Below are 24,373 nucleotides of genomic sequence, written 5' to 3' on the forward strand. Positions count from 1 at the left end.
GGCGGGGGCTACTCGGCTGCGGCGGCGTCGAGGTCGGCGGAGGACTCGGCGTCCGCGTCCTCGGCGGCCGGGAGCTCGTCCACGGCGGTGATGCGGAGCTTGTCCTCGTTGATCTCGCGCAGCGCGACCGAGAGCGGCTTGTCGTCGATCGACGACTCGACGAGCGGGCCGACGTTGTCGAACAGGCTCCCCTCGTGCAGGTCGGCGTAGTAGTCGTTGATCTGCCGGGCGCGCTTGGACGCGAAGATGACCAGGCCGTACTTGGAGTCGACCTTCGTGAGCAGCTCGTCGATGGGCGGGTCGATGATGCCCTTGTTGTCAGCCATGGGTGCTCCTCGTGGTCGGAAGACGATGTCGGTCTGCAGATCGGATGCGAACAGGCGGGCGGGCGCCGTTCAAGCAGTCATCAAGTCTACGACCTCGCGCGCCGCTTCGGGGACCTCGGTGTTCACGACCGTCGCGTCGAACTCCTCCTGGGCCGCCAGCTCGACCTTCGCGGTCTCCAGGCGGCGGGCCTGCTCCTCGGCGCCCTCGGTGCCGCGGCCGGTCAGCCGGCGCACGAGCTCGTCCCAGGTCGGGGGCAGGAGGAAGACCAGCCGCGCCTCCGGGAACGCCTGGCGCACCTGCCTCGCGCCCTGGATGTCGATCTCGAGCAGCACGTTCCGGCCGGAGGCGAGCGCGTCCTCGATCGGCGCGCGCGGCGTGCCGTAGCGGTAGGCGTTGTGCACGGTCGCCCACTCGAGGAACTGGCCGGCCTCGACCATCCGGTCGAACTGGTCGTCCGTGAGGAAGAAGTAGGTGACGCCGTCGATCTCGCCGGGTCGCGGGGCGCGCGTCGTCGCGCTGACGGAGAGCTGCACATCGGGGTAGTGCTCGCGGATGTAGCCCGCGACGGTGCCCTTGCCGACGGCGGTCGGGCCCGCGAGCACGACGAGGCGGCTGCCGGACTGCTCGGGCTCGGTGCCGCGGCGCGGCGCCTGCCGGCGGACCAGGAACTCGTGCAGCCGCTGGTACTGGTGCACCCCCAGGCCGCCGAGCCGCTTCGACGGCGAGATCCGCAGCTCCTGCATGATCTTCGCCGTCCGGGTCGGGCCGAGCCACGGGATCGACCCGATCAGCTCGCTCACCCGCAGGGTCGACTCCGGCTGGGCGCCGTCGCGGGCGGCGGAGGAGAGCACCTCGCTGGCGCTGCGCTCCCCCTCCGACACCTGGCGCTTCACCTCGGCGCGCGCGCGACGCGCGGCGACCGCCGCGCGCGAGCCCGCGAGCCGGTCGACCTCGGGCGGGTTCACCACGCCTGCCTCCGTCTCACGCGATCGCCTCTCCGAGCAGGGCGGACTGCCGCGCGATCTGCTCGCCGAGCCCCGCGGGGCCGGTGGCGAGGATGCTGCGCGACGCCGTCACGATGGTCGTCCCGGCCGCGACGCCGAACAGCCGCTTCACGTCCGCGAACTGCGCGCCCTGGTAGCCGAAGCCGGGCGCGAGGATCGGCACCGCGGGCCCCTCGGCGAGCGCCGCGAGGTCGATGCCGTAGTCGAGGAAGTCCACGGTCGCGCCGAGCACGACGCCGATCGAGCCGATCGCCTTCCCCTCCGAGTGCGTCCGGTTCCAGTTCACGGCCCGGCTGGCGAGTGCGCCGGCGAGCGTCTTGCCGCTCTGCGCCTCCCGCTTGATCTCCGCGGTCTGCACCGCGAGGGCCTCGGGGTTCGAGGTGGCGGACAGCACGAACAGGCCCTTGCCGTACCGGGCGGCGAGGTCCAGCGGGCTGCGCAGGGCGCCGAAGCCCTGGTAGGCGCTGATGGTCATCGCGTCGACCTCGAGGGGCGAGCCGGGCGTGAGCCAGGCCTGGCCGTAGGCCTCGAGGGTCGAGCCGAGGTCGCCGCGCTTCACGTCGCCGATCACGATCAGGCCCGCGTCGCGCGCCTCCTTCAGCACGTCCTCGAGCACCTTGTACCCGATGGAGCCGAAGCGCTCGTAGAACGCGACCTGCGGCTTCACGATGCCGACCTTGCCCGCGCACGCCTCCACGACGCGGAGCCCGAACTCGTGTGCGCCGACGGCGGAGACCGGGAGGCCCCACTCGGCGAGCAGGTACTCGTGCGGGTCGATGCCGACGCAGAGGTGCCCGTGCTCCGCGAACGCGGTCCCGAGCCGGTCGCCGAAGCCGTCGACCATCAGCGCACCGCCTTCCTGCCGGCAGCCCCGCTGCGGCGTCGTTCGTACTCCTGGAGCGGAGTCACATCGAATCCTGCCCGAATCGCGTCGACGCTCGCCACCGCGGCGGAGAGCTGAGCCACCGTCGTGAACAGGGGTTTGTCGGCCGCGACCGCCGCGGCGCGGATCTCGTAGCCGTCCGCGCGGGCGCTGCGGCCGCTCGGCGTGTTGACCACGACGTCGATCTCACCGCGCCGGATCAGCTCGACGACGTCGTCGCCGACCTGCTCCGCGTCGCTCACCTTGCGCACCACGTCGGCCGGGATGCCGTTGCGGCGCAGCATCTCGGCGGTGCCCTCGGTCGCCACCAGGTGGAAGCCGAGCTGGCTGAGTCGCAGCGCCGAGAGGACCACCGAGCGCTTGTCGCGGTCCGCGACGGACACGAACGCGGTGCCGCCGAGCGGCATCCCGCCGTACGCGGCGTCCTGGCTCTTCGCGAACGCGCGGGGGAAGTCGCGGTCGATCCCCATCACCTCGCCGGTCGAGCGCATCTCGGGCCCGAGGAGGCTGTCGACGACCTGGCCGTCCTTCGTGCGGAACCGCTTGAACGGCAGCACCGCCTCCTTGACGGCCACCGGGGCGTCGGCGGGCACGTCGCTGCCGTCGCGCTCGGGCAGCATGCCCTCCTCGATCAGCTGCGCCACGGAGGCGCCCGCCATCACGCGGGCCGCCGCCTTCGCCACCTGCACCCCGAGCGCCTTCGAGACGAACGGCACGGTGCGGGAGGCGCGGGGGTTGGCCTCGAGCACGTAGAGCACGCCCGCGGCGACCGCGAACTGCACGTTGAGCAGGCCGCGCACGCCGATGCCCCGGGCGATCGCCAGCGTCGCGTCGCGCACCTCGTCCACGACCTGGCGGCCGAGGGTCACCGGCGGGAGGGTGCAGGAGGAGTCGCCGGAGTGGATGCCGGCCTCCTCGATGTGCTCCATCACGCCGCCGACCCACATCCGCTCGCCGTCGAAGATCGCGTCGACGTCGATCTCGATCGCGTCGTCGAGGAAGCGGTCGACGAGCAGCGGGTGGTCCGGCCCGACGATCGCCTGGCCGGCGATGCGGTCGAAGTACGACACCAGGCTGGGCTCGTCGTAGACGATCTCCATGCCGCGGCCGCCGAGCACGAAGGACGGGCGGACGAGGACGGGGAAGCCGATGCCGCGGGCGACCGCGATCGCGCTGTCCGCGTCGAACGCGGTGCCGTTCTTCGGCGCGACGAGGCCGGCGTCCTCGAGGATCGAGGCGAACAGGCCCCGCTCCTCCGCGAGGTCGATCGCGGCCGGCGAGGTGCCGAGGATCGGCACGCCCGCCGCCTCGAGCCCCTTCGCGAGGCCGAGCGCGGTCTGGCCGCCGAGCTGCACGACGACGCCGACGATCTCGCCGGTCGCGGACTCGGCGTGCACGACCTCCAGCACGTCCTCGAGCGTCAGCGGCTCGAAGTACAGACGGTCGGAGGTGTCGTAGTCCGTCGACACGGTCTCCGGGTTGCAGTTGACCATGACGGTCTCGAACCCGGCGTCCTTCAGCGCGAACGCGGCGTGCACGCAGGAGTAGTCGAACTCGATGCCCTGCCCGATGCGGTTGGGGCCGCTGCCGAGGATGATCACCTTCCTCGCGTCGGAGGGCGCCACCTCCGTCTCGCTGTCGTAGGTCGAGTAGTGGTACGGCGTGACCGCGGGGAACTCCCCCGCGCACGTGTCGACCGTCTTGTAGACCGGGCGGATGCCGGCGGCGTGCCGGACCTCGCGCAGCGCGACCTCGTCGACGCCGCGCAGCTGCGCGAGCTGGGCGTCGGAGAAGCCCTCCTCCTTGGCGAGGCGGAGGAGGGACGGATCCAGCTCGTCAGCCGTGCGGATCTGCTCGGCCAGCTCGTTGATCTCGACGATCGCGTCGAGGAACCACGGGTCGATCGCGGTGGAGGCGAACACCTCCTCCACCGTCGCGCCGGCGCGGAACGCCTGCTGCACCTGCACGATGCGGCCGTCGGTGGGGATGCGGATCTCCTCGAGCAGCGCCGCCTTGACGCCCGGCTCCCCCGCCCAGTGGAACGAGCTGCCGCGCTTCTCGAGGGAGCGCAGCGCCTTCTGCAGGGCGGCGCCGTAGGTGCGGCCGATCGCCATCGCCTCGCCGACCGACTTCATGGTCGTCGTCAGCTCGGGGTCGGCGGCCGGGAACTTCTCGAACGCGAAGCGCGGCACCTTCACGACGACGTAGTCGAGCGTGGGCTCGAAGCTCGCCGGGGTGACCTTCGTGATGTCGTTCGGGATCTCGTCGAGGCGGTAGCCGATCGCGAGCTTCGCGGCGATCTTCGCGATCGGGAAGCCGGTCGCCTTCGACGCGAGCGCGCTCGAGCGGGAGACGCGCGGGTTCATCTCGATGACGATGACGCGGCCCGTGGTCGGCTCGACGGCGAACTGGATGTTGCAGCCGCCGGTGTCGACGCCGACCAGCCGGATGATGTCGATGCCGATGTCGCGCAGGTGCTGGTACTCGCGGTCGGTCAGCGTCATCGCCGGGGCGACGGTGATCGAGTCGCCCGTGTGCACGCCGACGGGGTCGACGTTCTCGATCGAGCAGACGACCACCGTGTTGTCGGCGGTGTCGCGCATCAGCTCGAGCTCGTACTCCTTCCAGCCGAGGATCGACTCCTCCAGCAGCACCTCGCCGACCGTGGAGGCGGCGACGCCCTGGCCGACGAAGCGCGCGAGCTCCTCGGGGGTGTGCGCGAAGCCGGAGCCGAGGCCGCCCATCGTGAAGGAGGGCCGCACGACCATCGGGTAGCCGAGGTCCTCCGCGTACTCGAGGGCCTCCTCGACGCTGCGCGCGATGGCGCTGCGCGCCACCTCCGCGCCGGCCTCGATCACGAGGTCCTTGAAGATCTGGCGGTCCTCGCCGCGGCGGATCGCGTCGACCTTCGCGCCGATCAGCTCGACGCCGTACTTCGCGAGGATGCCCGCCTCGTCCAGCGCGATCGCCGCGTTCAGCGCGGTCTGGCCGCCGAGCGTCGGCAGCACCGCGTCGGGGCGCTCCTTCGCGATGATCGCCTCGAGCACCGGCGTCGTGATCGGCTCGATGTAGGTCGCGTCGGCGAAGTCGGGGTCGGTCATGATCGTCGCGGGGTTCGAGTTCACGAGGACGACGCGGACGCCCTCCTCGCGGAGCACCCGGCACGCCTGGGTGCCGGAGTAGTCGAACTCGGCGGCCTGGCCGATCACGATCGGGCCGGACCCGATCACCAGGACGCTGCGGATGTCGTCGCGCTTCGGCATCAGGAGGCTCCGTCCGTCGGGGTGGTCTCGACCGCGATGGCCGCGGCGTCGCCGCCGCGCTGCTCCGCGAGCACCATGTCGCGGAAGCGGTCGAAGAGGGCGTCGGCGTCGTGGGGACCGGCGGCGGCCTCGGGGTGGTACTGCACCGAGAAGGCGGGGATGTCGAGGCAGGCGATGCCCTCGACGACGTCGTCGTTCAGGTCGACGTGGGTGACCTCCGCGCGCCCGAAGCCGGCGGGCGTCTCGACGGGGCCGCCGCGCGGGGCGTCGACGGCGAAGCCGTGGTTGTGCGCGGTGATCCCGATGCGGCCCGAGCGCAGGTCGACGACCGGCTGGTTGATGCCGCGGTGGCCGAACGGGAGCTTGTAGGTGCCGAAGCCGAGTGCGCGGCCGAGCAGCTGGTTGCCGAAGCAGATGCCGAAGAACGGCGTGCGGCGCGTGAGCACCTCCCGCAGCAGCTCGATGTGGTGCCCGTTCGCCTCCGGGTCGCCGGGGCCGTTCGAGTAGAAGACCGCGGACGGGTCGAGGGCGTAGAGCGCGTCGATCGTCACCGACTCGGGCACGACGTGCACGTCGAAGCCGCGGTCGGCGAGCTTGTTGATCGTCGCGGCCTTGATGCCGAGGTCGACGATCGCGACGGAGCCGATCCGCTCCCCGCGGGCGGGCACCGTGTACGTCTCCGCGGTGGAGACCTCGGCGGACAGGTTGCGGCCGCTCATCTCGGGCGACTCGCGCACCAGCGTCAGCTGCTCCTCCGCGTCGAGGCGCGCGTCCTCGCCGGAGAAGATGCCGGAGCGCATCGCGCCCTTGTCGCGCAGGTGGCGCGTGACGGCGCGGGTGTCGATGCCGGAGATCGACACGATGCCGTCGCGCTCGAGGTCGCTGTCGAGCGTGCGCTGCGAGCGCTGGTTCGACGCGACGCGGGAGGGGCTGTGCGCGGCGTAGCCGGCGACCCAGATCCGCGACGACTCCGGGTCCTCGTCGTTCATGCCCGTGTTGCCGACGTGCGGTGCGGTCATCACGACGATCTGGCCCGCGTAGGACGGGTCGGTCAGCGTCTCCTGGTACCCGGTCATGCCGGTGGTGAAGACGGCCTCGCCGAAGGTGCGCCCGCGGGCGCCCCAGGCACGGCCGGGGAACCGGCGGCCGTCCTCGAGCACGAGCACGGCCGGCTCGATGGTCTGGTCACGCGCTGTCGGCACGGGGCACCTCCTGGTCGGCGGGGCGGATCTTGGTGAGGAGCGCGCTCTGCGCCTGCGGCGGCAGGCGGAACGCGGACTCGACGGGCACGGGCTCGCCGTCGGCGCCGGTGAGCGCCCACGGCAGCACGGTGAGGCCATCGCGCTCGACGCCCTTGTCGAGGGCCCAGCTGGCGGTGCCCGAGCCGGGCAGGCCGTCGGCGGGCACGAGGAACGGGGCGCCGCCGTCGCGCTCGACGAGCACGCCGGCCGGGGTGACGGCGAGCGTCGCCTGCGCGCGGAAGCCGAGCCCGTCGGTGACGACGCGGTCCAGCGGGCGGCCGGCGAAGGTCGTCGCCACGAGCAGCCCGGAGACCGTGAGGTCCGCGGGGCCGAGGTCGGCGGGCACCGGCGGCACGGCGAGCGCCCGCTGCCGGCGGCCGCGTCGGCGCCAGCTGACGGCCATGCCCACGAGGGCCAGCACGAGCAGCGCGATCACGATCGCGACGGAGACCGGGTTCACCACGCGGCGACCTCCGCCTGGTCGCGGACACGCCCGTCGAGCACGGTGGCGGCACCGCGGAAGAACGTGGCGACGACGCGGCCCGGCAGGTCCTGCCCCAGGTAGGGCGAGTTCGTGCTCTTCCCCGCGAGGTCGTCGACGCTCAGCCGACGGCGGGCCGAGGGATCGAGCAGCACGAGGTCGGCGGGGCGGCCGACCGCGATCGGCCGCGCGGCGTCGGCGAGGCCGGCGATCTCCGCAGGCCGCCTCGACATCGCGCGCTCCACCTCCGGCCAGCCGAGCAGACCGGTCTCGACGACGGCCGCCTGCACCACGAGCACCGCGGTCTCGAGCCCGACCATGCCCATGGCGGCGGCGGACCACTCGCTGCGCTTCGCCTCCGCCGGGTGCGGGGCGTGGTCGGTGGCGACCGCGTCGATCGTACCGTCGGCGAGCGCGGCCCGGAGCGCCTCCACGTCCTCGCCCGTGCGCAGCGGCGGGTTCACCTTGAAGCGGGCGTCGTAGTCGCGGGCGGACTCGTCGGTGAGCCACAGGTGGTGCGGCGTGACCTCCGCGGTGATGCGGATGCCGCGGCGCTTCGCCCAGCGCAGCACCTCGACGCTGCCGGCGGTCGACACGTGGCAGACGTGGAGGCGGGAGTCGGTGGACTCCGCGAGCAGGGCGTCGCGGGCGATGATCGCCTCCTCCGCCACCGCCGGCCAGCCCTTCAGGCCGAGGTCCGCGGCGACCGCGCCGTCGTGCAGCTGCGCGCCCGCGGTGAGCCGCGGCTCCTCCGCATGCTGCGCCACCACGCCGTCGACGATGCGGGCGTACTCGAGCGCACGCCGCATGAGCAGCGGGTCCGCGACGCACGAGCCGTCGTCGCTGAAGAGGCGCACGCGAGCGCGGGACCGGGCCATGGCGACGAGCTCGGCGAGCTCCTCGCCCTTCCGGCCCTTCGACACGGCGCCGATCGGGCGCACGTCGACGTAGCCGGCCTCCTCGCCGAGGGCGGCGACCTGCTCGACGACGCCCGGGGTGTCGGCCACCGGGGTCGTGTTCGGCATCGCGTGGATCGTCGTGTACCCGCCGGCCGCGGCGGCGCGGGAGCCGGTGAGCACCGTCTCCGCGCCCTCGCCGCCGGGCTGGCGGAGGTGGGTGTGCAGGTCCACGAAGCCGGGCAGCAGCAGCAGGCCGTCCGCGTCGACCGTGCGCTCGCCCGCCGCGGCCGGCAGCGAGCCGATCTCCGTGATCACGCCGCCGTCGATGCGGACGTCGGAGCGGGTGCCGTCGGCGAGCTGCGCTCCCGTGATGACCGTGCTCATGCCGCGCGCTCCCCCGTCATCACGTCGTACAGGACCGCCATGCGCACCCCGATCCCGTTCTGCACCTGCTCGAGCACCGTGGAGCGCGGCGAGTCCGCGACCGCTCCGGCGATCTCCAGCCCGCGGTTCATCGGCCCCGGGTGCATCACGAGGCTCGACCCGGGCAACCGGTCGGCTCGGGCGACCGACAGCCCGTACAGGGAGGCGTACTCCTTCGCGGTGGGGAAGAACGCCTCCGTCATCCGCTCGCGCTGCACGCGCAGCATCATGACCGCGTCGGGGCCGTCGTCGATCGCCGCGTCGAGGTCGATGCCGGTCGTGACGGGCCACCCCTCGGTGTGCGTCGGCAGCAGCGTCGGCGGCGCCACCAGGTGCACGGAGGCGCCGAGCGCGGTGAGCAGCCAGATGTTCGAGCGCGCCACCCGGCTGTGCAGGATGTCGCCGACGATCACGACGCGCAGCCCCGCGAGGTCGCGGCCGCGGGAGTCGTCGCCGTGGCGGCGCTTGCGGATCGTGAACGCGTCGAGCAGGGCCTGCGTGGGGTGCTCGTGCGTGCCGTCTCCGGCGTTCACGACGCCCGCCCGGGTCCAGCCGCTCGTCGCGAGCGTGTGCGCGGCGCCGGAGGAGGGGTGCCGGATGACGATGCCGTCCGCGCCCATCGCCTGCAGCGTCTGGGCGGTGTCCTGGAGGCTCTCGCCCTTCGACACCGAGGAGCCCTTGGCGCTGAAGGTGATGACGTCGGCGGACAGGCGCTGCGCGGCGGCCTCGAAGGAGATGCGCGTGCGCGTCGAGTCCTCGAAGAACAGGTTGACGATCGTGGTCCCGCGCAGGGTCGGCAGCTTCTTCACCTGGCGACGCTGCGTGTCGGCCATGTCCTCGGCGACGTCGAGCAGCGTGACGGCGCGGTCGCGGGTGAAGCCGCGGGTGGACAGCAGGTGGTCGCTCAACGGGGCTCCCCCTCGATCGTGACGGCGTCGGCGCCGTCGACCTCGGTGAGCGTGACGCGCACCCGCTCGGTCTTCGCGGACGGCAGGTTGCGGCCGACGGCGTCGGGGCGGATCGGCAGCTCGCGGTGCCCGCGGTCCACCAGGACGGCGAGGCGCACGACGGCGGGCCGCCCGAACGCGGTCAGCGCGTCGAGCGCCGCGCGGACGGTGCGGCCGGAGTAGAGCACGTCGTCGACGAGCACGACGGTCGCGCCGTCGAGGTCGACGGGGATCTCGGTGCGCCGGGTCGCCCGCGTGGGCTGCCCGGCGAGGTCGTCGCGGTACAGCGTGGTGTCGAGCACGCCGGCGGGGATCTCGCGGCCGGCGATGCGCGTCATCTGCGCGGCGAGTCGCTGCGCGAGGACCGTGCCTCGGGATGCCGAGCAGGACGAGCCGTTCGGCATCGGGGTCGTGCTCGACGAGCTCGTGGGCCATGCGCGTGATCGCGCGCCGGACGTCGTCCGCCTCCAGGAGAGTGCGCACCGCGTTCCGACCTCCTTCCCCGCCTCTCTGGACGGTCCGTTAAAGGTGATCGGGAAGGACACTAGCGCGGCCGGCGGACACCGTTCTGCGCGGTCGTCCTCGCCGCCATCTGCACCCTGCGGCCGTACCGCTCGAGGTCGAACCGCGCCTCCTCGGCGATCAGCGCGCGGAGGCGGTCCGTGTCCGGCTCGGTCTCGACGAACCCGAGCCGCGCGTAGAACGGCGCGTTCCAGGGCACGTCCGCGTACGTGCGGAGGGTGACCCGGTCGTGCCCGCGACGGCACGCCTCGGCGAGCGCCGCCTGCACGAGCGCGCGCCCGAGCCCGCGGCGGGCGGAGGCGCGACGGACCGCGAGCTGCTCGAGGTGGGCGCCGCCGTCGACCTCGAGCACGTGCGCGAAGCCCTCGGCCTCCCCGTCCTCGTGCTCGGCCGCCACGAGGAGAAAGCCTGGCTGCGCGGCGCGGAAGCGGCCGGAGGGCGCGGGCGACCACGTCTCCGGGCGGAAGCGCTCGAGGAACAGCCCGTCGGCGTCGTCCTCGATCGCCGCGAGGACCTCGAGGTCGGCCTCCGTCGCGAAGCGGATGGCGGGCACGCCTCCATCGTCCACGGTCGCGCGGTCAGGTCGAGCGAAGGGATGGGCGCGAGCCGTTGATCACCACGTGCCGCTCGCTCGTTTGCTCGCTCGCCACCGCCCGCCTCCAGAGCGCTCGAGGACACCTGCGGCGTCCGGGCGCTTCGAGGAGCGTGCGTCGACTCCGGGCGCGCCATCGCGGATACGGACTTCTGGTCAGGCCGTCACGCCGTCACGCGATCACGCGATCACGCGATCACGCGATCAGGCGATCACGCGGTCAGATCGAGCGGAGGGATGCGGCCACCCGGGCGTTCACGGCCGGCCGGGTCGACCCACGGCGGTGGCGTCCACCACCACCGGTCGTCCTCTCTCCGGACCTGCCAGCCGTGCTTGTCGAGCAGGAGGTGGCAGCGCCAGTAGAGCAGGAGTCCGTTGTCGACCGAGGTCGGTCCGTAGCCGGCGGGGCGGAGGTGGGCGGCGTCGCACCACGCGAGCGGGGCGTTGCAGCAGGGACCCTCGCACCCTCCCCCGCTGCGGACGGTCATCGCGCGGCGCTGGGCTTCCGAGAAGAACCGGCGGCTCGTACCGAGGTCCAGGGGCTGCGACTTGCTGCCCAGCACGACCGGGACGATCTCGGCCTCCGCCGCGAGCATCCGCGCGGTCGAGGCGCTGATGGTGTCCATGCAGCCGGGCAGGGTCGCAACGCCGAGCCCGGTCTTCAACGCCTCCTCGGTCATCGTCACCACGAGCGTCACGCCGGTACCGGCCTGCTACCCGTCGTCGCTCCTCAGCGCGCGCTTCGCGACCAGATGCACACCGTCGACTCGACGGCGGTTCAGCGGGCGCCGGTCGTTGTCAGTCGGGTCGGGCGCTTCGTCGGAGTCGACGATCGCGAACCGCCTGATGGAGGTGTTCGCGTCGAGTGCGGACTCGAAGAACCCGTTCGTCAGCGGGTCCAGGTCGAGGGTCCAGCGGGTCAGCCCGTTCTCCAGCCTCCGCTTCGACACGGACGCCGCTGCGGCGAGGTCCTCATCGCGCGAGTCCTGCCCCTCCGGGTGCGCGTACGACGGCACCTGTCGCAGGAAGGCCAGCAGCTCGTCGGCGCTGTACCCCTCCTGAATGCGCGCCACGAGCTGTCGTTCGAGCTCGTCGACCTCGAACGGAGCGAGGCCCGGCTGCACCTTGTGCAGCACCCGCACCATCGCGGAGGCGACCGTCAGATCGAGTCGACCTGCCGCGAGCGCGGCGGCGATGCAGGGCCGCTTCGCCGGCAACGCCTCGCCGCTCAACCCCTCCTGCGACCGCACCGCGGTGGCGAGCCGGACGACCGAGCCCGCTTCCTCTCGCGGCACCCCGGCGACCTGCGCCACGAGATCGGTCGCACTCGTCGCACCCATCCGCTTCGCGAACGACGCGTCGTCCGGGAGCTCGCTCCGCCGGGCGATCTCCCCCGCCAGCTTCACCCGCTCCGCCTCGGCGAGCCGGATCAACCGGGTCACCGACGCGGTCGCCTCGAGCAGCTCCTGATCGGTAGCGAGCCGGACGGGTCCGTCGGACGAGGCGTCGTCGAACCGGCCGCTCGCCGAGACGCGGTCGAACAGCGAGGCGTACGCCTCCGCCTGCTCGACGACCGCCGCCGCGTTCCGGTTCATACTCGTATTCGAGTACGAGCCACCGACACACAGTCCTGTCTTTGACCAGGCTTTTTCCGCTCAGCGGAACCGCGCGGCGGGAGCTTTCAGACCACCGCGCCGAGTGCGCCGAACCCCTCGACGAGCACCTTCGTGAGCAGTGCCGCGTATCGCCCGTCCAGGCCGAGATCGGGGTCGAACACGGTCACGGAGGCGCCGACCGCGCCGGGCGCGAGCGCCTGCAGCAGCGCCACGAGCTCGTCCGGCACGAGGCCGCCCGGGGCGGGGCTGTCGACCGCCGGCAGCACGCTCGTGTCGAGCACGTCCACGTCGAGCTGCAGCCAGTACGGCCGGTTCGCCGTCCCAGCCCGGACCCGCGCGACCGCGGCGTCGAGTCCCACCCGGCGCACCTCGGTCACCGGCAGCAGGTCCGCGATCGCACCCGCGACCTCCTCCCGCTCCTCGTCGTCGTCGCGGCAGCCGAGGTGCACGGTGCGGCGGTGGTCGAAGTAGGGGGCGAGGCCGTCGACGTCCGACACGGCAGCGGTGTGCAGACCGATGGCGGCGGCGAGGTCCTCCCCCGCGACGCTCGCGACCGGCTCGGCGCCGCCCGGGTGCCGGAAGTCGGTGTGCCCGTCGACGTGCACGAGCCCCGCCCGCCACGAGCGCGCGTTCGCGATCCCGACGCCGACCAGCAGGCTGCAGTCCCCGCCGAGCACGAGCGGGGCGTGCCCGGCGGCGCGCACCGCCTCGAGCCGGACGGCGAGGCGCCGGGCGTGGTCGACCAGCGCGACCTCGTTCCGCACGAACCCCGGGGGCCGGGTGGCGTCGTCGTCCACGTACCGGCCGGGCAGCACCGCCCCGGCGTCGAGCACGCCGAGGCGCCCGAAGCGCTCGTGCAGGCCCGCCTCGCGCAGCGCCTCCGGAGCCTTCGCCGTGCCCGGCACCGAACCGGGCTGCGGCGGGCGCAGCCCCAGGTTCGACGGCGCGGACAGCAGAGCGATCACGGTCCGACCATGGCACAGCAGGAGGCGGCGGCGGCGGCGTCATGGTGCGACGTCGGAGATGCGCTCGCGCGCTGAGAGTGCTGTGCTGCCTGCATGACCACGAAAATCGAGCTCATCGTCGACGACCTGGACGACAACGCGGCGTTCGACGCCCGGCTGCCGGACCTCCTGCAGAAGGCCCGCGCCCTGCCGGGGCTGCAGCGCCTCGAGTCCGGCAAGGTCTGGCCGAAGGAGGACGGCACGCCGACGCCGGCGTTCCGCTCCCTCACCCTCTGGTTCGACGGCTACGACGAGGCGTCGGCCGCGACCTCGTCCGAGGCGGGCGGCGCGTTCTTCCCCGCCTTCTTCGGCGCGGCGAACGGCAAGGTGACCGGGCTGTTCACGGACGTCGAGGAGTCCTGACGTTCCGCTGGCGGGGCCTTCCGCTGCAGAACCGGAGGTGCGCACCGCCCCGATAGCAGCGGAGGGCCCCGGGAGCGGCGGTCAGCCCTCGGCGGCGAGCAGCTCCGGCACGTCCGCGACGCTCGCCAGCAGGTGGGTGTGCCGGGCGGCGCCGAGCTCCGCGACCGTGTGCGCGCCGGACAGCACGCCGACCACGAAGCGCGCCCCCGCCCGGGCGCCCGCGGTGACGTCGTTCACCGTGTCGCCGGCGACGAGCACCTCCCGCACGTCGACGACGCCCGTCGCCTCCATGGTGCGGAAGACCAGGTACGGGGCGGGGCGGGAGGCGGGCACGTCCTCCGCCGTGACGAGCGCGTCCACCTCGCGGCCGACCTTCCAGCCGACGGCGTCGAGCAACCCCTCCGCGACCTCCCGCACGTAACCGGTCTGCAGCGCGACCCGCACGCCGTCCGCGCGCAGCTGCGCGACGGCCTCGCCGATCCCGGGCAGCAGCACGGGCGGCTCGGCGGCGTACGCGGCGGCGAGGTCGACCGAGAACGCCGCGAAGACCTCGTCCGCGCGGCCGGTGTCGGCCTGCAGCGCCGTGAGCAGCCCGACGATCGCCTCGCGCTTGTCGGTGCCGCTCCACCGGGAGAGCAGCGCGTCCGGCACCGTCGCACCCGTGGCGCGCTCGACGGCGTCGCGGAGCACGGCGTAGACGGCACCGCCCTCGTCGATGGTCGTACCGGCCATGTCCAGCGAGGCGAGGCGGATCGTCACGACCGGGAAGCCTGGCGTTCGGGCCGCCGCCGGGAGGCCGGAGTCGGCCGCTGTTCACCCGGAGTTCGTTGGACGCCCTCTCCGTGACCGGCAGGCGAACGGTGTGTGAGCACTGCTCGGAATCCCCTCGGAGAAGGACCCGGGCACAGCACACTCACGGCTCGTGATGGAACGCGGAACCGGGGAGCGCAGCGCCGACCTCGCCGTCGTGGGCGCCGGGATCGTCGGGCTGTCGCACGCCCTGCACGCCGTCCGCGCCGGGCTGCGGGTCGTCGTCGTCGAGCGGGACGAGCGCGCGGTCGGCGCCAGCGTCCGCAACTTCGGCCACGTCTGCACCACCGCCCAGGCCGGCGACGTGCTCGAGCTCGCGCTCGTGGCGCGGGAGGAGTGGCTGCGCCTCGGGAGGGACGCGGGCCTGCCCGTGCTCGAGCACGGCACCGTCGTCGTCGCCCGCACGCCGGCGCAGGCGCAGGTGCTCGACGAGTTCGCCGCCGAGCGCGGCGACGCCGTCCGTCCGCTGACGGCGGGCGCCGCGGCGTCCCTCCTCGGCTTCGCGCCGCCCGGGATCCTCGCCGCCGCGCACCTGCCCGCCGACCTGCGCATCGACCCGACGACCGCGGCCGCCGCGATCGCCGCCCACCTGGAGGGCCTCGGCGTCGAGTTCCTGTGGCGCACGAACGTGCTGGACCTCGAGCCCGGCCTCGTCCGCACCACGCGGGGCGACCTCCGCGCCGGCCGCACGGTGCTCGCCGTCGGCCACGACGTCGACCGCTTCTTCCCGGAGGCTGCGGACGAGCACGGGCTCGTGCGGTGCCGCCTCCGCATGCTCGAGGTCGACAGCCCGAGCGGCGCCGTGCCGCCCGCGGTGCTGACCGGCAGCTCGATGCTGCGCTACGACGGGCTCGCCCAGCAGCCGTCGGCGGCCGCGGTGCGCGCCGAGATCGCCGCCGACGAACCGCTCCTGCTCGAGCAGGGCGCGAACCTCATGCTCACGCAGCGGCCGGACGGCCGTCTGGTGATCGGCGACACCCACCACTACGGCGTGACCGAGGACCCGTTCGAGGAGGAGGTGTCCGACCAGGTCGTGCTCGACGGCGTCGGCCGCCTGCTCGGCGCACCCCTCACGGTGCGGCGCCGGTGGCGGGGCGTCTACGCCTCCAGCGCGAAGGCGCCCTTCCTCGTCACCGAGCCGATCCCCGGCGTCACGGTCGCGTCCGTGACCACGGGCATCGGCATGACGACCGCGCTCGGGCTCGCCCGGCGCGTCCTCGACCAGGCGCTCGTCACCACCTGACGCCCGCCCCGCAAGCCCGGGGCCGGCATCCCGCCGGCACCGTCCCCCACCAGGAGGAACTCCCCACATGCATCTCACCATCACCCGGCGCGGCGTCGTGCGCGCCGCGTCGGCCCTCGCGCTGGCCGGCCTCACCGCCGCGTCCCTCGCGGCCTGCTCCGGATCCGCGGGCGCCGCCGGCGCGAGCTCCGTGCCGAAGGCTTCCGCGGCCGTCGCCACCTCTGCGAAGGACTTCGGCGGCATGGACGGCCTCGTCGCCGCCGCGAACGCGGAGGGCAAGCTGAACGTCATCACCCTGCCGCCGTCGTGGGCGAACTACGGGAAGATCATCGACGGGTTCAAGAAGAAGTACCCGAAGATCACGATCACCTCGCAGAACCCGAACGGCTCGTCCGCCGATGAGGTCGCGGCGATCAAGTCGCAGGGCACCGGCGCGAACGCGCCCGACGTGGTCGACATCGGCACCGCCGTCCTCGACGCGAACAAGGACCTGTTCACGCCCTACAAGGTCGCGAACTGGGCCGACGTCCCCGCCGACTACAAGGACGCGGACGGCCTCTGGTACTACGACTACACGGGCCTGATGTCGATCGGCTACGACTCCTCCAAGGTCAAGGCCCCCACGTCGCTCAACGACCTGCTCGGTTCCGAGTACAAGGGCAAGGTCGCGATCAAGGGCGACCCGACGCAGGCGAACGAGGCCGCCAGCGCCGTCTACCTCGCGGCGGCGCAGTCCGGCGGCAGCGCCGACGACGTGCAGCCCGGCATCGACTTCTTCGGCAAGCTGAAGAAGGCCGGCAACATGATCTCCGTCCTGCCGACGCAGGCCACGGTGAACTCGGGCCAGACGCCGGTCGTCGTCCAGTGGTCGTTCAACAACGTCGCGTGGGGCGCCGCGGGCGGCTCCACCGGCAACCCGAACTGGAAGACCGTCGTCCTGCCCGGCACCGCCATCGGCAGCTACTACAACCAGTCGATCAACAAGAACGCCCCTCACCCGGCCGCGGCGCGGCTGTGGGAGGAGTACATCTACTCCCCCGAGGTGCAGAACCTGTACCTCGCCGCCGGCGCCTACCCCGCGACGCTGAAGGCGATGACGGACGCGAAGACGGTCGACGAGGCCACGCTCAGGTCGGTCGGCGAGCCGCCCGCCGAGCTCGTGCAGCTCACCGCGGACCAGGCCACGAAGGCCGCCGCCGCCCTGAAGTCCGGCTGGTCCAAGGCCATCGGCTGACCCGATGACGACCACCGTCCGCAAGTCCCCGGCGCGCACGACCACCGTGCGCGCCGGGTCGGAGCGGGCCGTTCCGCGCGGCGCCGGAGGGTCCCCCCTCCGGCGCCGCAGCGTCGGCTGGCTCGGGTTCGCGCCCTTCGGCGTCTACGTCCTGCTGTTCCTCGCGATCCCCGGGCTCGTGGCGATCGCGAGCGGGTTCTTCTCCGCCGACGGCGCCTTCACGCTGGCGAACTTCGCGACGCTCGGCGACGCGACGATCCTCAGCAACTTCGCGAACTCGCTCTGGCTCTCCGCCGTCTCGGCCCTGATCAGCGCCGTGCTCGGCGTGCTGGTCTGCTGGGCGCTGACCGCCGCGAAGCCGGACGGGTTCGTGCGGGCGGTCGTCGATTCCGCGAGCAGCGTCTTCGCGCAGTTCGGCGGCGTCATGCTCGCCTTCGCCTGGATCGCGACGCTCGGCACCGGCCAGCTCGTCCCCGTGATCATCAAGGCCCTCACCGGGGTCGACATCAACGCCTCCGGCTCGATCCTCTACTCGGTCACCGGGCTGCTGTTCCCCTACGTCTACTTCGGCCTGCCGCTGATGGTCCTGTCGTTCATGCCGGCGATGGACGGGCTGCGGCCGCAGTGGGGCGAGGCGGTCGCCACCCTCGGCGGCACCCGCCTGCACTACTGGCTCCGCGTGGGCGTGCCCGTGCTGGCCCCGGCCTTCTTCGGCAGCCTGATCCTGCTGTTCGCGAACGCGTTCTCGTCCTACGCGACCGCGGCGGCGCTGATCTCGCAGGGCGGCATCATCCCGCTCGCCATCAAGCAGCAGCTCACCAGCGAGACCATCGTCGGCGTCGCCAACACCGCCGGCGTGCTCGCCCTCGGCATGGTCGTGGTCATGGCCGTGCTCATGACGCTCTACTCCGCGCTCGAGCGCCGGACCAGGAGGTGGCAGCGATGACCACCGCGGCCGCGGCGCCCGTCGCCGACGTCGTCCGGCCCCGCCGCAGCGGGGGCTCCCGCCGCTCGCGCGTCGGCGCCGTGCCGTCGAAGGCGACCGGCGCGATCGTGCTCGTCGTGATCGGCGTGCTCTTCGCGATCCCGCTGATCGCCATGACCTGGTTCACGTTCCAGACCGTCGGCACCGGCGCGTTCACGCTCGCGCACTGGGCGGCGATCCTCGACCCGGCGCAGGCCTCGACCTACAGCGACCTGTTCGCGGGCATCGGCAACTCCCTGATCCTCGCCGTGATCGTCGTCGTGATCATCGTGGCGCTGCTCCTGCCGGCGATGCTGCTCGCGGAGCTGCGCTACCCGCGGGTGCACCGGGTGCTGGAGTTCGTCTGCCTGATCCCGATCACGGTCCCGACGATCGTGCTCGTGGTCGGGTTCGTGCCCGTCTACCAGGTGGTCCAGAGCGTGCTCGGCAGCGACCCGTGGACGCTCGCCTTCGCGATCGGCGTCATCGTGCTGCCGTACGCGTACCGGCCGATCCAGGCGAACATCGGCGTCACCAACCTGACGACGCTCACCGAGGCGGCGCGCTCGCTCGGCGCCTCCTGGCCCGTCGCCGTGTGGCGCGTCGTGCTGCCGAACCTCCGCCGCGGGCTGCTGTCGTCCTGCCTCCTCACCGTCTCCGTGGTGCTCGGCGAGTTCACGATCGCCAACTTCCTCGGGCAGAACACCTTCCAGACCGCGCTGCTGCTGCTGCAGCAGACGGACCCGTACGTCGCGACCATCTGCGCGGTCGTCGCGCTGCTCTTCGTCTTCGCGCTGCTCGTGCTGATCTCCACGGCCGGTTCGATCCGCCGGCCCCGAAGGAAGAAGTCATGACCTCCACCGCCCCCTCGCCCGCCGAGTCGCTCGTCGTCCGCGGCACGCCCGTCTCCCTCGTCGACGTCGTCAAGGACTACGGCAGCGGCCAGCGGGCGCTCGACGCGATCAGCCTCGACGTCCACCCGGGCGAGTTCGTCGCGCTGCTCGGACCGTCCGGCTGCGGCAAGACCACCGCGCTGCGGGCGATCAGCGGACTCGAGACGATCGACTCCGGCCACGTGCGGATCGGCGATCAGGACGTGGAGGCCGTCGCCGTGCACAAGCGCGACATCGGCATGGTCTTCCAGTCCTACTCGCTGTTCCCGCACATGACGGTCGCCCAGAACGTCGCGTTCGGCCTGCGGATGCGCAGGGTCGCCTCCGCGGACCGCACGCGGCGCGTGCAGGAGGCGCTCGACCTGGTCGGCCTCGGCTCCCTCGGCGAGCGCTTCGCGCACCAGCTCTCGGGCGGTCAGCAGCAGCGCGTCGCACTCGCCCGGGCGCTCGTCACACGCCCCCGGGTGCTGCTGCTCGACGAGCCGCTGTCGGCGCTCGACGCGAAGGTGCGCGTGCAGCTGCGCGACGAGATCCGCAGGATCCAGCAGGAGACCGGCATCACCACCGTGTTCGTCACGCACGACCAGGAGGAGGCGCTCGCCGTCGCCGACCGGGTCGCCGTCATGAACGCGGGGGTCATCGAGCAGATCGGCACGCCCGAGGACCTGTACCTGCGGCCGGCCACCGAGTTCGTCGCCGGCTTCGTCGGGCTGAGCAACCGGCTCGAGGGCGTCCTGGAGCACGGCCGCGTCGCGGTGGCCGGGCAGGACCTCGTCGCGCTGCCGAACGCCGTGCAGGACGGCCCGGTCGCGGCGTTCGTGCGCCCGGAGGACGTGCTGCTCGCCGAGGAGGGACTGCCGGCGATCGTGCTCTCGACGAGCTTCCTCGGCGCCCAGCGCCGCACGGTCGTGCAGCTGGAGGCGGGCTCCGCGCTCGTCGTGCAGCACGCCGCGTCCGAGCGCCCGCAGCCCGGCGACCTCGTGCACGTCGCGTTCTCGGGCCGGCCCGTGGCGGTGGCGCCGCTGCGGTGACCCGATGCTGCTCCTGCGCGTCGGCGCTCGTGCGACCGTCAGCCTGCAGGAGCAGCATCGAGCGGTGGACGACGACGACCGCGGGCGGAGGGGCGACCTCGCCGAGCTGCGCCGCCGGCTGTACCGCCGGGATCCGCCGGTCGGGGCGGTGGAGGCCTACCTCGCCGCGGTCGCCCGCGTCGCCGCGATGCCGCGGCCCGTCCCCGCTCCCGCGGTGCCCCGGCTGCGCAGGCGCCGCCGCGTGCGCCGGCCACTCCCCGTGCGGACGCTCCTCCTCGCGACCGCCGCGATCGTCGGCGTGGTCGCCGTCGCGGCGGCGCTGCCCTCCGGGATCCGCCTGCTCTCGACCGTCGCAGCGGTGGCCGGTCCCGCGCCGGCGGTCGTCGAGACGGTCCCCGTGCCGCCGGCCGTGGGCGTGCCGCTCGGCACGATGGCCGGTGGCCCGGCGGTCACCTCCCGCTTCGCCGCGGGCGGGCACGTCGTCGTGATCGGCGTGCTCTGCGCGGGCCGGGGCACCCTCACGATCCGGATCGCCGGGGAGGAGCCCACGGTCCTGACCTGCGACACCGACGATCCGGCCTACGCGATGCTGCAGAGCACGACGCCGCTCGACCGGTTCCCGGTCGCGGTGCGGCCCCAGCCCGGCGCGCGCTGGACGCTCGCCGTGGGCGCGCTGAGGCGGCCTCCGGCCCGCACGTCCTGATCCCGTGAGGCGAGGCGTGCACCGCGGGGTGTCGCCGCTGCACGCGTCCGTGTCCGAACTACCGTCCCGGTCGTGCGCTCCCGTTCACCCGGCCGTCACTCCACGATCCCGACGCGGTCACGCGCGTGATCGAGCCTCGGACCGTGGCTGCTCCCGCCCGCTCGACCGCCCGCCCGGCCTCCTCGCTGCGCACCGCCGCCGGAGGGCCGCTGGTCCTCGGGCACCGCGGTGCTCCCGGCTACCGGCCCGAGCTCACCCGCGCCTCCCTGCTGCTCGCGATCGCGCAGGGCGCCGACGCGCTGGAGATCGACGTCGTGCCGACGCGCGACGGCGTCCTGATCCTGCGGCACGACCGCGACCTCGCCGACACGACCGACGTCGCCCGGCGCCCCGCGCTGCGGAACCGGCACCGGCAGCGGGCGGACGGCCGCCGCGCGTGGTTCGCCGACGACCTCGACTGGGCGGAGGTCGCGGCCCTCCGCGCCCGCGAGCGCATGCCGCGGGTGCGTCCCGGCAGCGCCGCGCACGACGGCGAGGAGGGCGTGCTGCGGCTGCCCGAGGCCCTCGAGATCGCGGCCGAGGCCGACGTCGTGCTCGTCATCGAGATCAAGGACGCCGTCGAGCTGGCCGCGAAGGGCCTCGACCCGGTGCCGATGGTGCGCGCCGACCTCGCGCGGGCGCCGCGGCTGCCGCGCATCGTCTTCGAGAGCTTCCAGAAGACCGCGCTGCTCGGCCTCGCCGACCTGCCCTTCCCGCTGGTGTACCTGCTCGAGGGGGCCGGCACCGCGCCGGACGAGGTGCGGGAGGGGCCGCTCGCCCGCTCCTACCGGCAGGAGCTGGCGGACCCTCGCGCGCTCGCGGGCTTCGCCGGCCTCAGCCTGCCGAGCAGCCGCATCACGCCCCGCCGCGTCGCGCAGCTGCACGAGCTCGGCCTCGCCGTCTGGACGTGGACCCTCCGGCCGGAGAACCGCTTCCTGCCGACCCGCTTCCGCGACACCGGCCCCCGCGCCGGGTTCGGCCTCTGGGAGGCGCACTGGGCGTTCCTCATGGAGGCGGGCGTCGACGGCGTCTTCACCGACCACCCGGACCTGACGCTCGCGGTGCGCCGATCCGTCGCTCAGGCGCTGCAGGCGCAGCCGCTCCAGGCGCAGTCGCGCTGACGGCCGAGCGCCGCGGACGCCGGCGTGCGGGTCGAGGCGACGCCGTTGTCGCCCGACCCGCGCACCGGCACGCGGCGGCGATGAGCGCCGCCGCCGCGTCCTTCGCAGGACGCGGGTGCGACCGAAGGTAGGCCCTCCTCCGCGTCCGCACCACCCGTTCCGCGGAAGCGGGCGCTCGCGTACGCTGCGCCCGCGTCGTGCGGCGACGGTCAGGAGACCGGGGCGTCCTCGTCGCGCACGATGGCCATGAGCAGGCCGTTCACGAACTTGGGGCTGTCGTCGGTGGACAGCTCCTTCGCGAGCTCGACCGCCTCGTCGACGGCGACGCCGACCGGCACCTCGGGGTTGTAGCGCGCCTCCCAGACGGCGATCCGCAGGATGCCGCGGTCCACCGCGGGCATCCGGTCGATCGGCCAGGAGGTGGAGTGCGACGCGATCGCCGAGTCGATCTCGGTGGCGTGGTCGATCACGCCCTGCACGATCTCGCGGGCGTACGGCCAGCTCGACGCGCGCTCCGGACGGGCGGCAGCGCGCAGCGACTCGGCCTCGAGCGACTGCTCGGCCGTCTCACCGCGCACGTCGGCCGCGAACAGCACGTCGAGAGCGCGCTTGCGCGCCTTGGTACGGGCGGACATCGCTCAGGACACCCGGCCGAGGTAGTCGCCGGTGCGGGTGTCGACCTTGACCTTCGTGCCGGTCTCGAGGAACAGCGGCACCTGGATCTCGGCACCCGTCTCGAGCGTCGCCGGCTTCGTGCCCGCGCTCGAGCGGTCGCCCTGCAGGCCGGGCTCCGTGTAGGTGACGAGCAGCACGACGGAGGCGGGCAGCTCGACGTAGAGCGGGTTGCCGTTGTTGATCGCGACCGTGGCCGTCTGGTTCTCGAGCAGGTAGTCGGCGGCGCCGCCGACCGTGGCGGCCGGGATCGGCAGCTGCTCGTACGTCTCGCCGTCCATGAAGACGAAGTCGTCGCCGTCCTTGTACAGGAACTGGTAGTCGCGGCGGTCGACGTTCTCGATGTCGATCTTCGCGCCCGCGTTGTAGGTGCGGTCGACGACCTTGCCGCTGACGACGTTCTTCAGCTTGGTGCGCACGAACGCACCGCCCTTGCCGGGCTTCACGTGCTGGAACTCGACGACGTTCCAGAGCTGACCGTCGATCGAGAGCACGACGCCGTTGCGGATGTCCGCGGTGCTCGCCATGAGCTGCCTCCAGGAGTCTCGGGGCCCGGGCGCTGCGGAGCAGCGGCCGAGCCGACCGGGCAGTCTACCCGGCGGCGCGCGGATGCTCCCCGACGCCCTCGGCACGGACTCGGCGGCCCACCCAGTCGAGCGCGAGCCGGTAGCCGTCGACGCCGAGCCCGGCCACGACGCCGGTCGCGACGGGGGCGATCACCGACTCGCCGCGGAACGCCTCGCGGGCCGCGGGGTTCGTGACGTGCACCTCGACGACCGGCAGGCCGCCTGCGGTGACGAGCCGGACCGCCTCGTGCAGGGCGTAGGAGTAGTGCGCGAAGGCGGCCGGGTTCAGGATCACGGGCGAGTCGGTGTCGACGGCCTCGCGCAGCCACCCGATCAGCTCCGCCTCGTCGTCGGTCCACCGCAGGTCGACCTCGACGCCGTCGGCCGTCGCCGCGCCGAGTGCAGCGGCGACCTCCGCCGGGTCGACGACGCCGTAGACGTCGGGCTCCGGCGTGCCGAGGCGCTGCAGGTTCGGTCCGTTCAGCACCAGCACTCGCGTCACGGTGCTCGACGCTAGCGGGGCAGCTGCGTCGACACCCGCTCGGGCAGCACGGCCAGCGGCGTCGCGCCCGGGGCGCTGAGCGTCAGGACCGCCTCGACGACGTGCTCGTCCTCCTCCACCGCCCGTCCGACGGTGATCAGCCGGCCGGCGATCTCGTGCTCCGGGGCGTCGCCCGTGAGGTCGACGGCGGCGACGACGTACACGCGGGCCGGTCCGACGTACTCGAGGTGCAGGTAGGAGACCGACGCGATCTCCTCGTGCTCCAGCAGCAGCTGCAGCACCGCCGACACGACCCGGGGCGACGGCGACTGGCCGATCAGGAAGCGGCGGTTCAGCTGGATCAGGATCACCGCGACGACGCCGAGCAGCACGCCGATCGCGATCGAGCCGAGCGCGTCCCAAACCGCGGAGCCGGTGACCTGGTGCAGGAAGATGCCGAGCGCCGCCAGCACCAGCCCGATCAGCGCCGCGGCGTCCTCGAAGAACACGGCCCGCACGGTCGGGTCGGACGTGGCGAGGACGTGCTCGAGCACGTCCTGGTCCGCCTCCGCCGCCGAGCCGCGCAGCTGCTGGATCGACCGGAGGAAGGACACCCCCTCCAGGATGAACGAGATCCCGATCACGAGGTAGGCGACCAGGTTGTCGCTGCTCGGCTCGTCGGAGCCGAGCTCGCTGATGCCGTGCATGATCGAGACGACCGCACCGACGGTGAACAGGCCGAACGCCGCGAACAGCGACCAGACGTAGACGTCGCGGCCGTAGCCGTACGGATGGGTCGCGTCGCGGCTCCGCCGCGAGCGCTTGTCGGCGATCAGCAGGAAGACCTCGTTGCCGGCGTCCGCCCACGAGTGGGCCGCCTCCGCGGTCATCGACGCCGACCCCGTGAGCAGCGCCGCCACCGACTTCGCGATCGCGATCGCCACGTTCGCCGCGAAGGCGATGAGCACCGTCAGGAAGGACTCGCCGCCCTTCTGCTCCCCCTGCGCCATGCGCTCATCCTGCCGTCAGGCAGCCGCGCGGCGGCCGACAG

General features: G+C 73.3%; 25 protein-coding genes and 1 pseudogene. 8 read left to right on the forward strand and 18 right to left on the reverse strand.

Translation table 11 applies throughout. The annotated features are described in order from the left end of the window. Positions 1 to 8: 8 nt before the first annotated feature. From rpoZ to ABEA53_RS06925, 13 genes and pseudogenes are all read right to left on the reverse strand, one after another. The gene (gene rpoZ, locus ABEA53_RS06865) at positions 9 to 326 is read right to left on the reverse strand and encodes a DNA-directed RNA polymerase subunit omega (protein WP_345480308.1); all 318 of its coding nucleotides are present in this window, start codon (positions 324 to 326) and stop codon (positions 9 to 11) included. A gap of 69 nt (positions 327 to 395) precedes the next feature. After that, entirely contained in the window at positions 396 to 1,295 is a 900-nt protein-coding gene (gmk, locus tag ABEA53_RS06870) for a guanylate kinase (RefSeq protein ID WP_345480309.1), read from the reverse strand. Positions 1,296 to 1,308: 13 nt separating this feature from the next. After that, a complete protein-coding gene (pyrF, locus tag ABEA53_RS06875) occupies positions 1,309 to 2,175 on the reverse strand; it encodes an orotidine-5'-phosphate decarboxylase (protein ID WP_345480310.1) in 867 nt (288 codons plus the stop codon). Beyond that, on the reverse strand, positions 2,175 to 5,477 hold the full coding sequence (carB, locus tag ABEA53_RS06880) for a carbamoyl-phosphate synthase large subunit (protein ID WP_345480311.1): 3,303 nt from the start codon (positions 5,475 to 5,477) through the stop codon (positions 2,175 to 2,177). Before carB ends, pyrF begins: the two co-directional genes overlap by 1 nt. After that, positions 5,477 to 6,679, reverse strand: coding sequence for a glutamine-hydrolyzing carbamoyl-phosphate synthase small subunit (carA, locus tag ABEA53_RS06885; protein ID WP_345480312.1), 1,203 nt, complete (start codon positions 6,677 to 6,679; stop codon positions 5,477 to 5,479). The genes carB and carA overlap by 1 nt, the downstream gene beginning before the upstream one ends. Then, positions 6,663 to 7,181 carry a PH-like domain-containing protein gene (locus tag ABEA53_RS06890; protein ID WP_345480313.1) on the reverse strand — a complete coding sequence of 173 codons (519 nt, stop codon included), beginning with the start codon at positions 7,179 to 7,181 and terminating at the stop codon, positions 6,663 to 6,665. Before ABEA53_RS06890 ends, carA begins: the two co-directional genes overlap by 17 nt. Continuing rightward, the gene (locus tag ABEA53_RS06895; RefSeq protein ID WP_345480314.1) at positions 7,175 to 8,482 is read right to left on the reverse strand and encodes a dihydroorotase; all 1,308 of its coding nucleotides are present in this window, start codon (positions 8,480 to 8,482) and stop codon (positions 7,175 to 7,177) included. Before ABEA53_RS06895 ends, ABEA53_RS06890 begins: the two co-directional genes overlap by 7 nt. Continuing rightward, positions 8,479 to 9,429 (reverse strand): aspartate carbamoyltransferase catalytic subunit, encoded by a 951-nt coding sequence (locus ABEA53_RS06900; RefSeq protein ID WP_345480315.1) that lies wholly within the window; start codon positions 9,427 to 9,429, stop codon positions 8,479 to 8,481. The genes ABEA53_RS06895 and ABEA53_RS06900 overlap by 4 nt, the downstream gene beginning before the upstream one ends. Continuing rightward, positions 9,426 to 9,806, reverse strand: coding sequence for a bifunctional pyr operon transcriptional regulator/uracil phosphoribosyltransferase PyrR (gene pyrR, locus ABEA53_RS06905; RefSeq protein ID WP_425550602.1), 381 nt, complete (start codon positions 9,804 to 9,806; stop codon positions 9,426 to 9,428). Before pyrR ends, ABEA53_RS06900 begins: the two co-directional genes overlap by 4 nt. Before the next feature lie 206 nt (positions 9,807 to 10,012). Beyond that, positions 10,013 to 10,543 carry a GNAT family N-acetyltransferase gene (locus tag ABEA53_RS06910; RefSeq protein ID WP_345480316.1) on the reverse strand — a complete coding sequence of 177 codons (531 nt, stop codon included), beginning with the start codon at positions 10,541 to 10,543 and terminating at the stop codon, positions 10,013 to 10,015. A gap of 251 nt (positions 10,544 to 10,794) precedes the next feature. Continuing rightward, on the reverse strand, positions 10,795 to 11,070 hold the full coding sequence (locus tag ABEA53_RS16920) for an HNH endonuclease (RefSeq protein ID WP_425550609.1): 276 nt from the start codon (positions 11,068 to 11,070) through the stop codon (positions 10,795 to 10,797). Beyond that, positions 11,071 to 12,177: pseudogene (locus tag ABEA53_RS06920) on the reverse strand (DUF222 domain-containing protein); the annotation flags it as partial. A gap of 86 nt (positions 12,178 to 12,263) precedes the next feature. Then, complete coding sequence (locus ABEA53_RS06925) at positions 12,264 to 13,163, reverse strand: arginase family protein (protein WP_345480319.1); 900 nt, start codon at positions 13,161 to 13,163, stop codon at positions 12,264 to 12,266. A gap of 93 nt (positions 13,164 to 13,256) precedes the next feature. Between ABEA53_RS06925 and ABEA53_RS06930 the strand changes: the two genes are divergently transcribed. Beyond that, the gene (locus ABEA53_RS06930; RefSeq protein ID WP_345480320.1) at positions 13,257 to 13,565 is read left to right on the forward strand and encodes an EthD family reductase; all 309 of its coding nucleotides are present in this window, start codon (positions 13,257 to 13,259) and stop codon (positions 13,563 to 13,565) included. An 81-nt stretch (positions 13,566 to 13,646) separates the two neighbouring features. On the opposite strand, the gene ABEA53_RS06935 is transcribed toward ABEA53_RS06930, so the two are convergent. After that, positions 13,647 to 14,324 carry a phosphonatase-like hydrolase gene (locus ABEA53_RS06935; protein WP_345480321.1) on the reverse strand — a complete coding sequence of 226 codons (678 nt, stop codon included), beginning with the start codon at positions 14,322 to 14,324 and terminating at the stop codon, positions 13,647 to 13,649. A gap of 166 nt (positions 14,325 to 14,490) precedes the next feature. Here ABEA53_RS06935 and ABEA53_RS06940 point away from each other — a divergent pair, with 166 nt between their 5' ends. The 7 genes from ABEA53_RS06940 to ABEA53_RS06970 all read left to right on the forward strand — a co-directional run bounded on the left by ABEA53_RS06940 (position 14,491) and on the right by ABEA53_RS06970 (position 21,603). After that, a complete protein-coding gene (locus ABEA53_RS06940; protein WP_345480322.1) occupies positions 14,491 to 15,618 on the forward strand; it encodes a TIGR03364 family FAD-dependent oxidoreductase in 1,128 nt (375 codons plus the stop codon). 67 nt (positions 15,619 to 15,685) lie between these two features. After that, positions 15,686 to 16,852 (forward strand): ABC transporter substrate-binding protein, encoded by a 1,167-nt coding sequence (locus ABEA53_RS06945; RefSeq protein WP_345480323.1) that lies wholly within the window; start codon positions 15,686 to 15,688, stop codon positions 16,850 to 16,852. 4 nt (positions 16,853 to 16,856) lie between these two features. After that, positions 16,857 to 17,798 carry an ABC transporter permease gene (locus ABEA53_RS06950; RefSeq protein ID WP_345480324.1) on the forward strand — a complete coding sequence of 314 codons (942 nt, stop codon included), beginning with the start codon at positions 16,857 to 16,859 and terminating at the stop codon, positions 17,796 to 17,798. Further along, complete coding sequence (locus ABEA53_RS06955) at positions 17,795 to 18,670, forward strand: ABC transporter permease (protein WP_345480325.1); 876 nt, start codon at positions 17,795 to 17,797, stop codon at positions 18,668 to 18,670. The genes ABEA53_RS06950 and ABEA53_RS06955 overlap by 4 nt, the downstream gene beginning before the upstream one ends. Continuing rightward, entirely contained in the window at positions 18,667 to 19,740 is a 1,074-nt protein-coding gene (locus ABEA53_RS06960) for an ABC transporter ATP-binding protein (RefSeq protein WP_345480326.1), read from the forward strand. Before ABEA53_RS06955 ends, ABEA53_RS06960 begins: the two co-directional genes overlap by 4 nt. A 4-nt stretch (positions 19,741 to 19,744) precedes the next feature. After that, positions 19,745 to 20,443, forward strand: a complete 699-nt coding sequence (locus tag ABEA53_RS06965; protein WP_345480327.1) for a hypothetical protein — start codon at positions 19,745 to 19,747, stop codon at positions 20,441 to 20,443. 143 nt (positions 20,444 to 20,586) lie between these two features. Next, positions 20,587 to 21,603, forward strand: coding sequence for a glycerophosphodiester phosphodiesterase family protein (locus ABEA53_RS06970; protein WP_345480328.1), 1,017 nt, complete (start codon positions 20,587 to 20,589; stop codon positions 21,601 to 21,603). A 209-nt stretch (positions 21,604 to 21,812) separates the two neighbouring features. On the opposite strand, the gene nusB is transcribed toward ABEA53_RS06970, so the two are convergent. The 4 genes from nusB to ABEA53_RS06990 form a co-directional block, all read right to left on the reverse strand. Further along, positions 21,813 to 22,238: a transcription antitermination factor NusB gene (nusB, locus tag ABEA53_RS06975; protein ID WP_345480329.1), complete on the reverse strand. Its 426-nt coding sequence runs from the start codon at positions 22,236 to 22,238 to the stop codon at positions 21,813 to 21,815. Positions 22,239 to 22,241: 3 nt separating this feature from the next. Next, positions 22,242 to 22,802, reverse strand: coding sequence for an elongation factor P (gene efp, locus ABEA53_RS06980; protein ID WP_345480330.1), 561 nt, complete (start codon positions 22,800 to 22,802; stop codon positions 22,242 to 22,244). Positions 22,803 to 22,866: 64 nt separating this feature from the next. Next, entirely contained in the window at positions 22,867 to 23,343 is a 477-nt protein-coding gene (locus tag ABEA53_RS06985) for a type II 3-dehydroquinate dehydratase (RefSeq protein ID WP_345480331.1), read from the reverse strand. A gap of 11 nt (positions 23,344 to 23,354) precedes the next feature. Next, positions 23,355 to 24,332: a cation diffusion facilitator family transporter gene (locus ABEA53_RS06990; protein ID WP_345480332.1), complete on the reverse strand. Its 978-nt coding sequence runs from the start codon at positions 24,330 to 24,332 to the stop codon at positions 23,355 to 23,357. Positions 24,333 to 24,373: the final 41 nt, after the last annotated feature.

It is taken from the genome of Amnibacterium soli (assembly GCF_039544415.1).
GTDB classification, from domain to species: Bacteria; Actinomycetota; Actinomycetes; order Actinomycetales; family Microbacteriaceae; genus Amnibacterium; species Amnibacterium soli.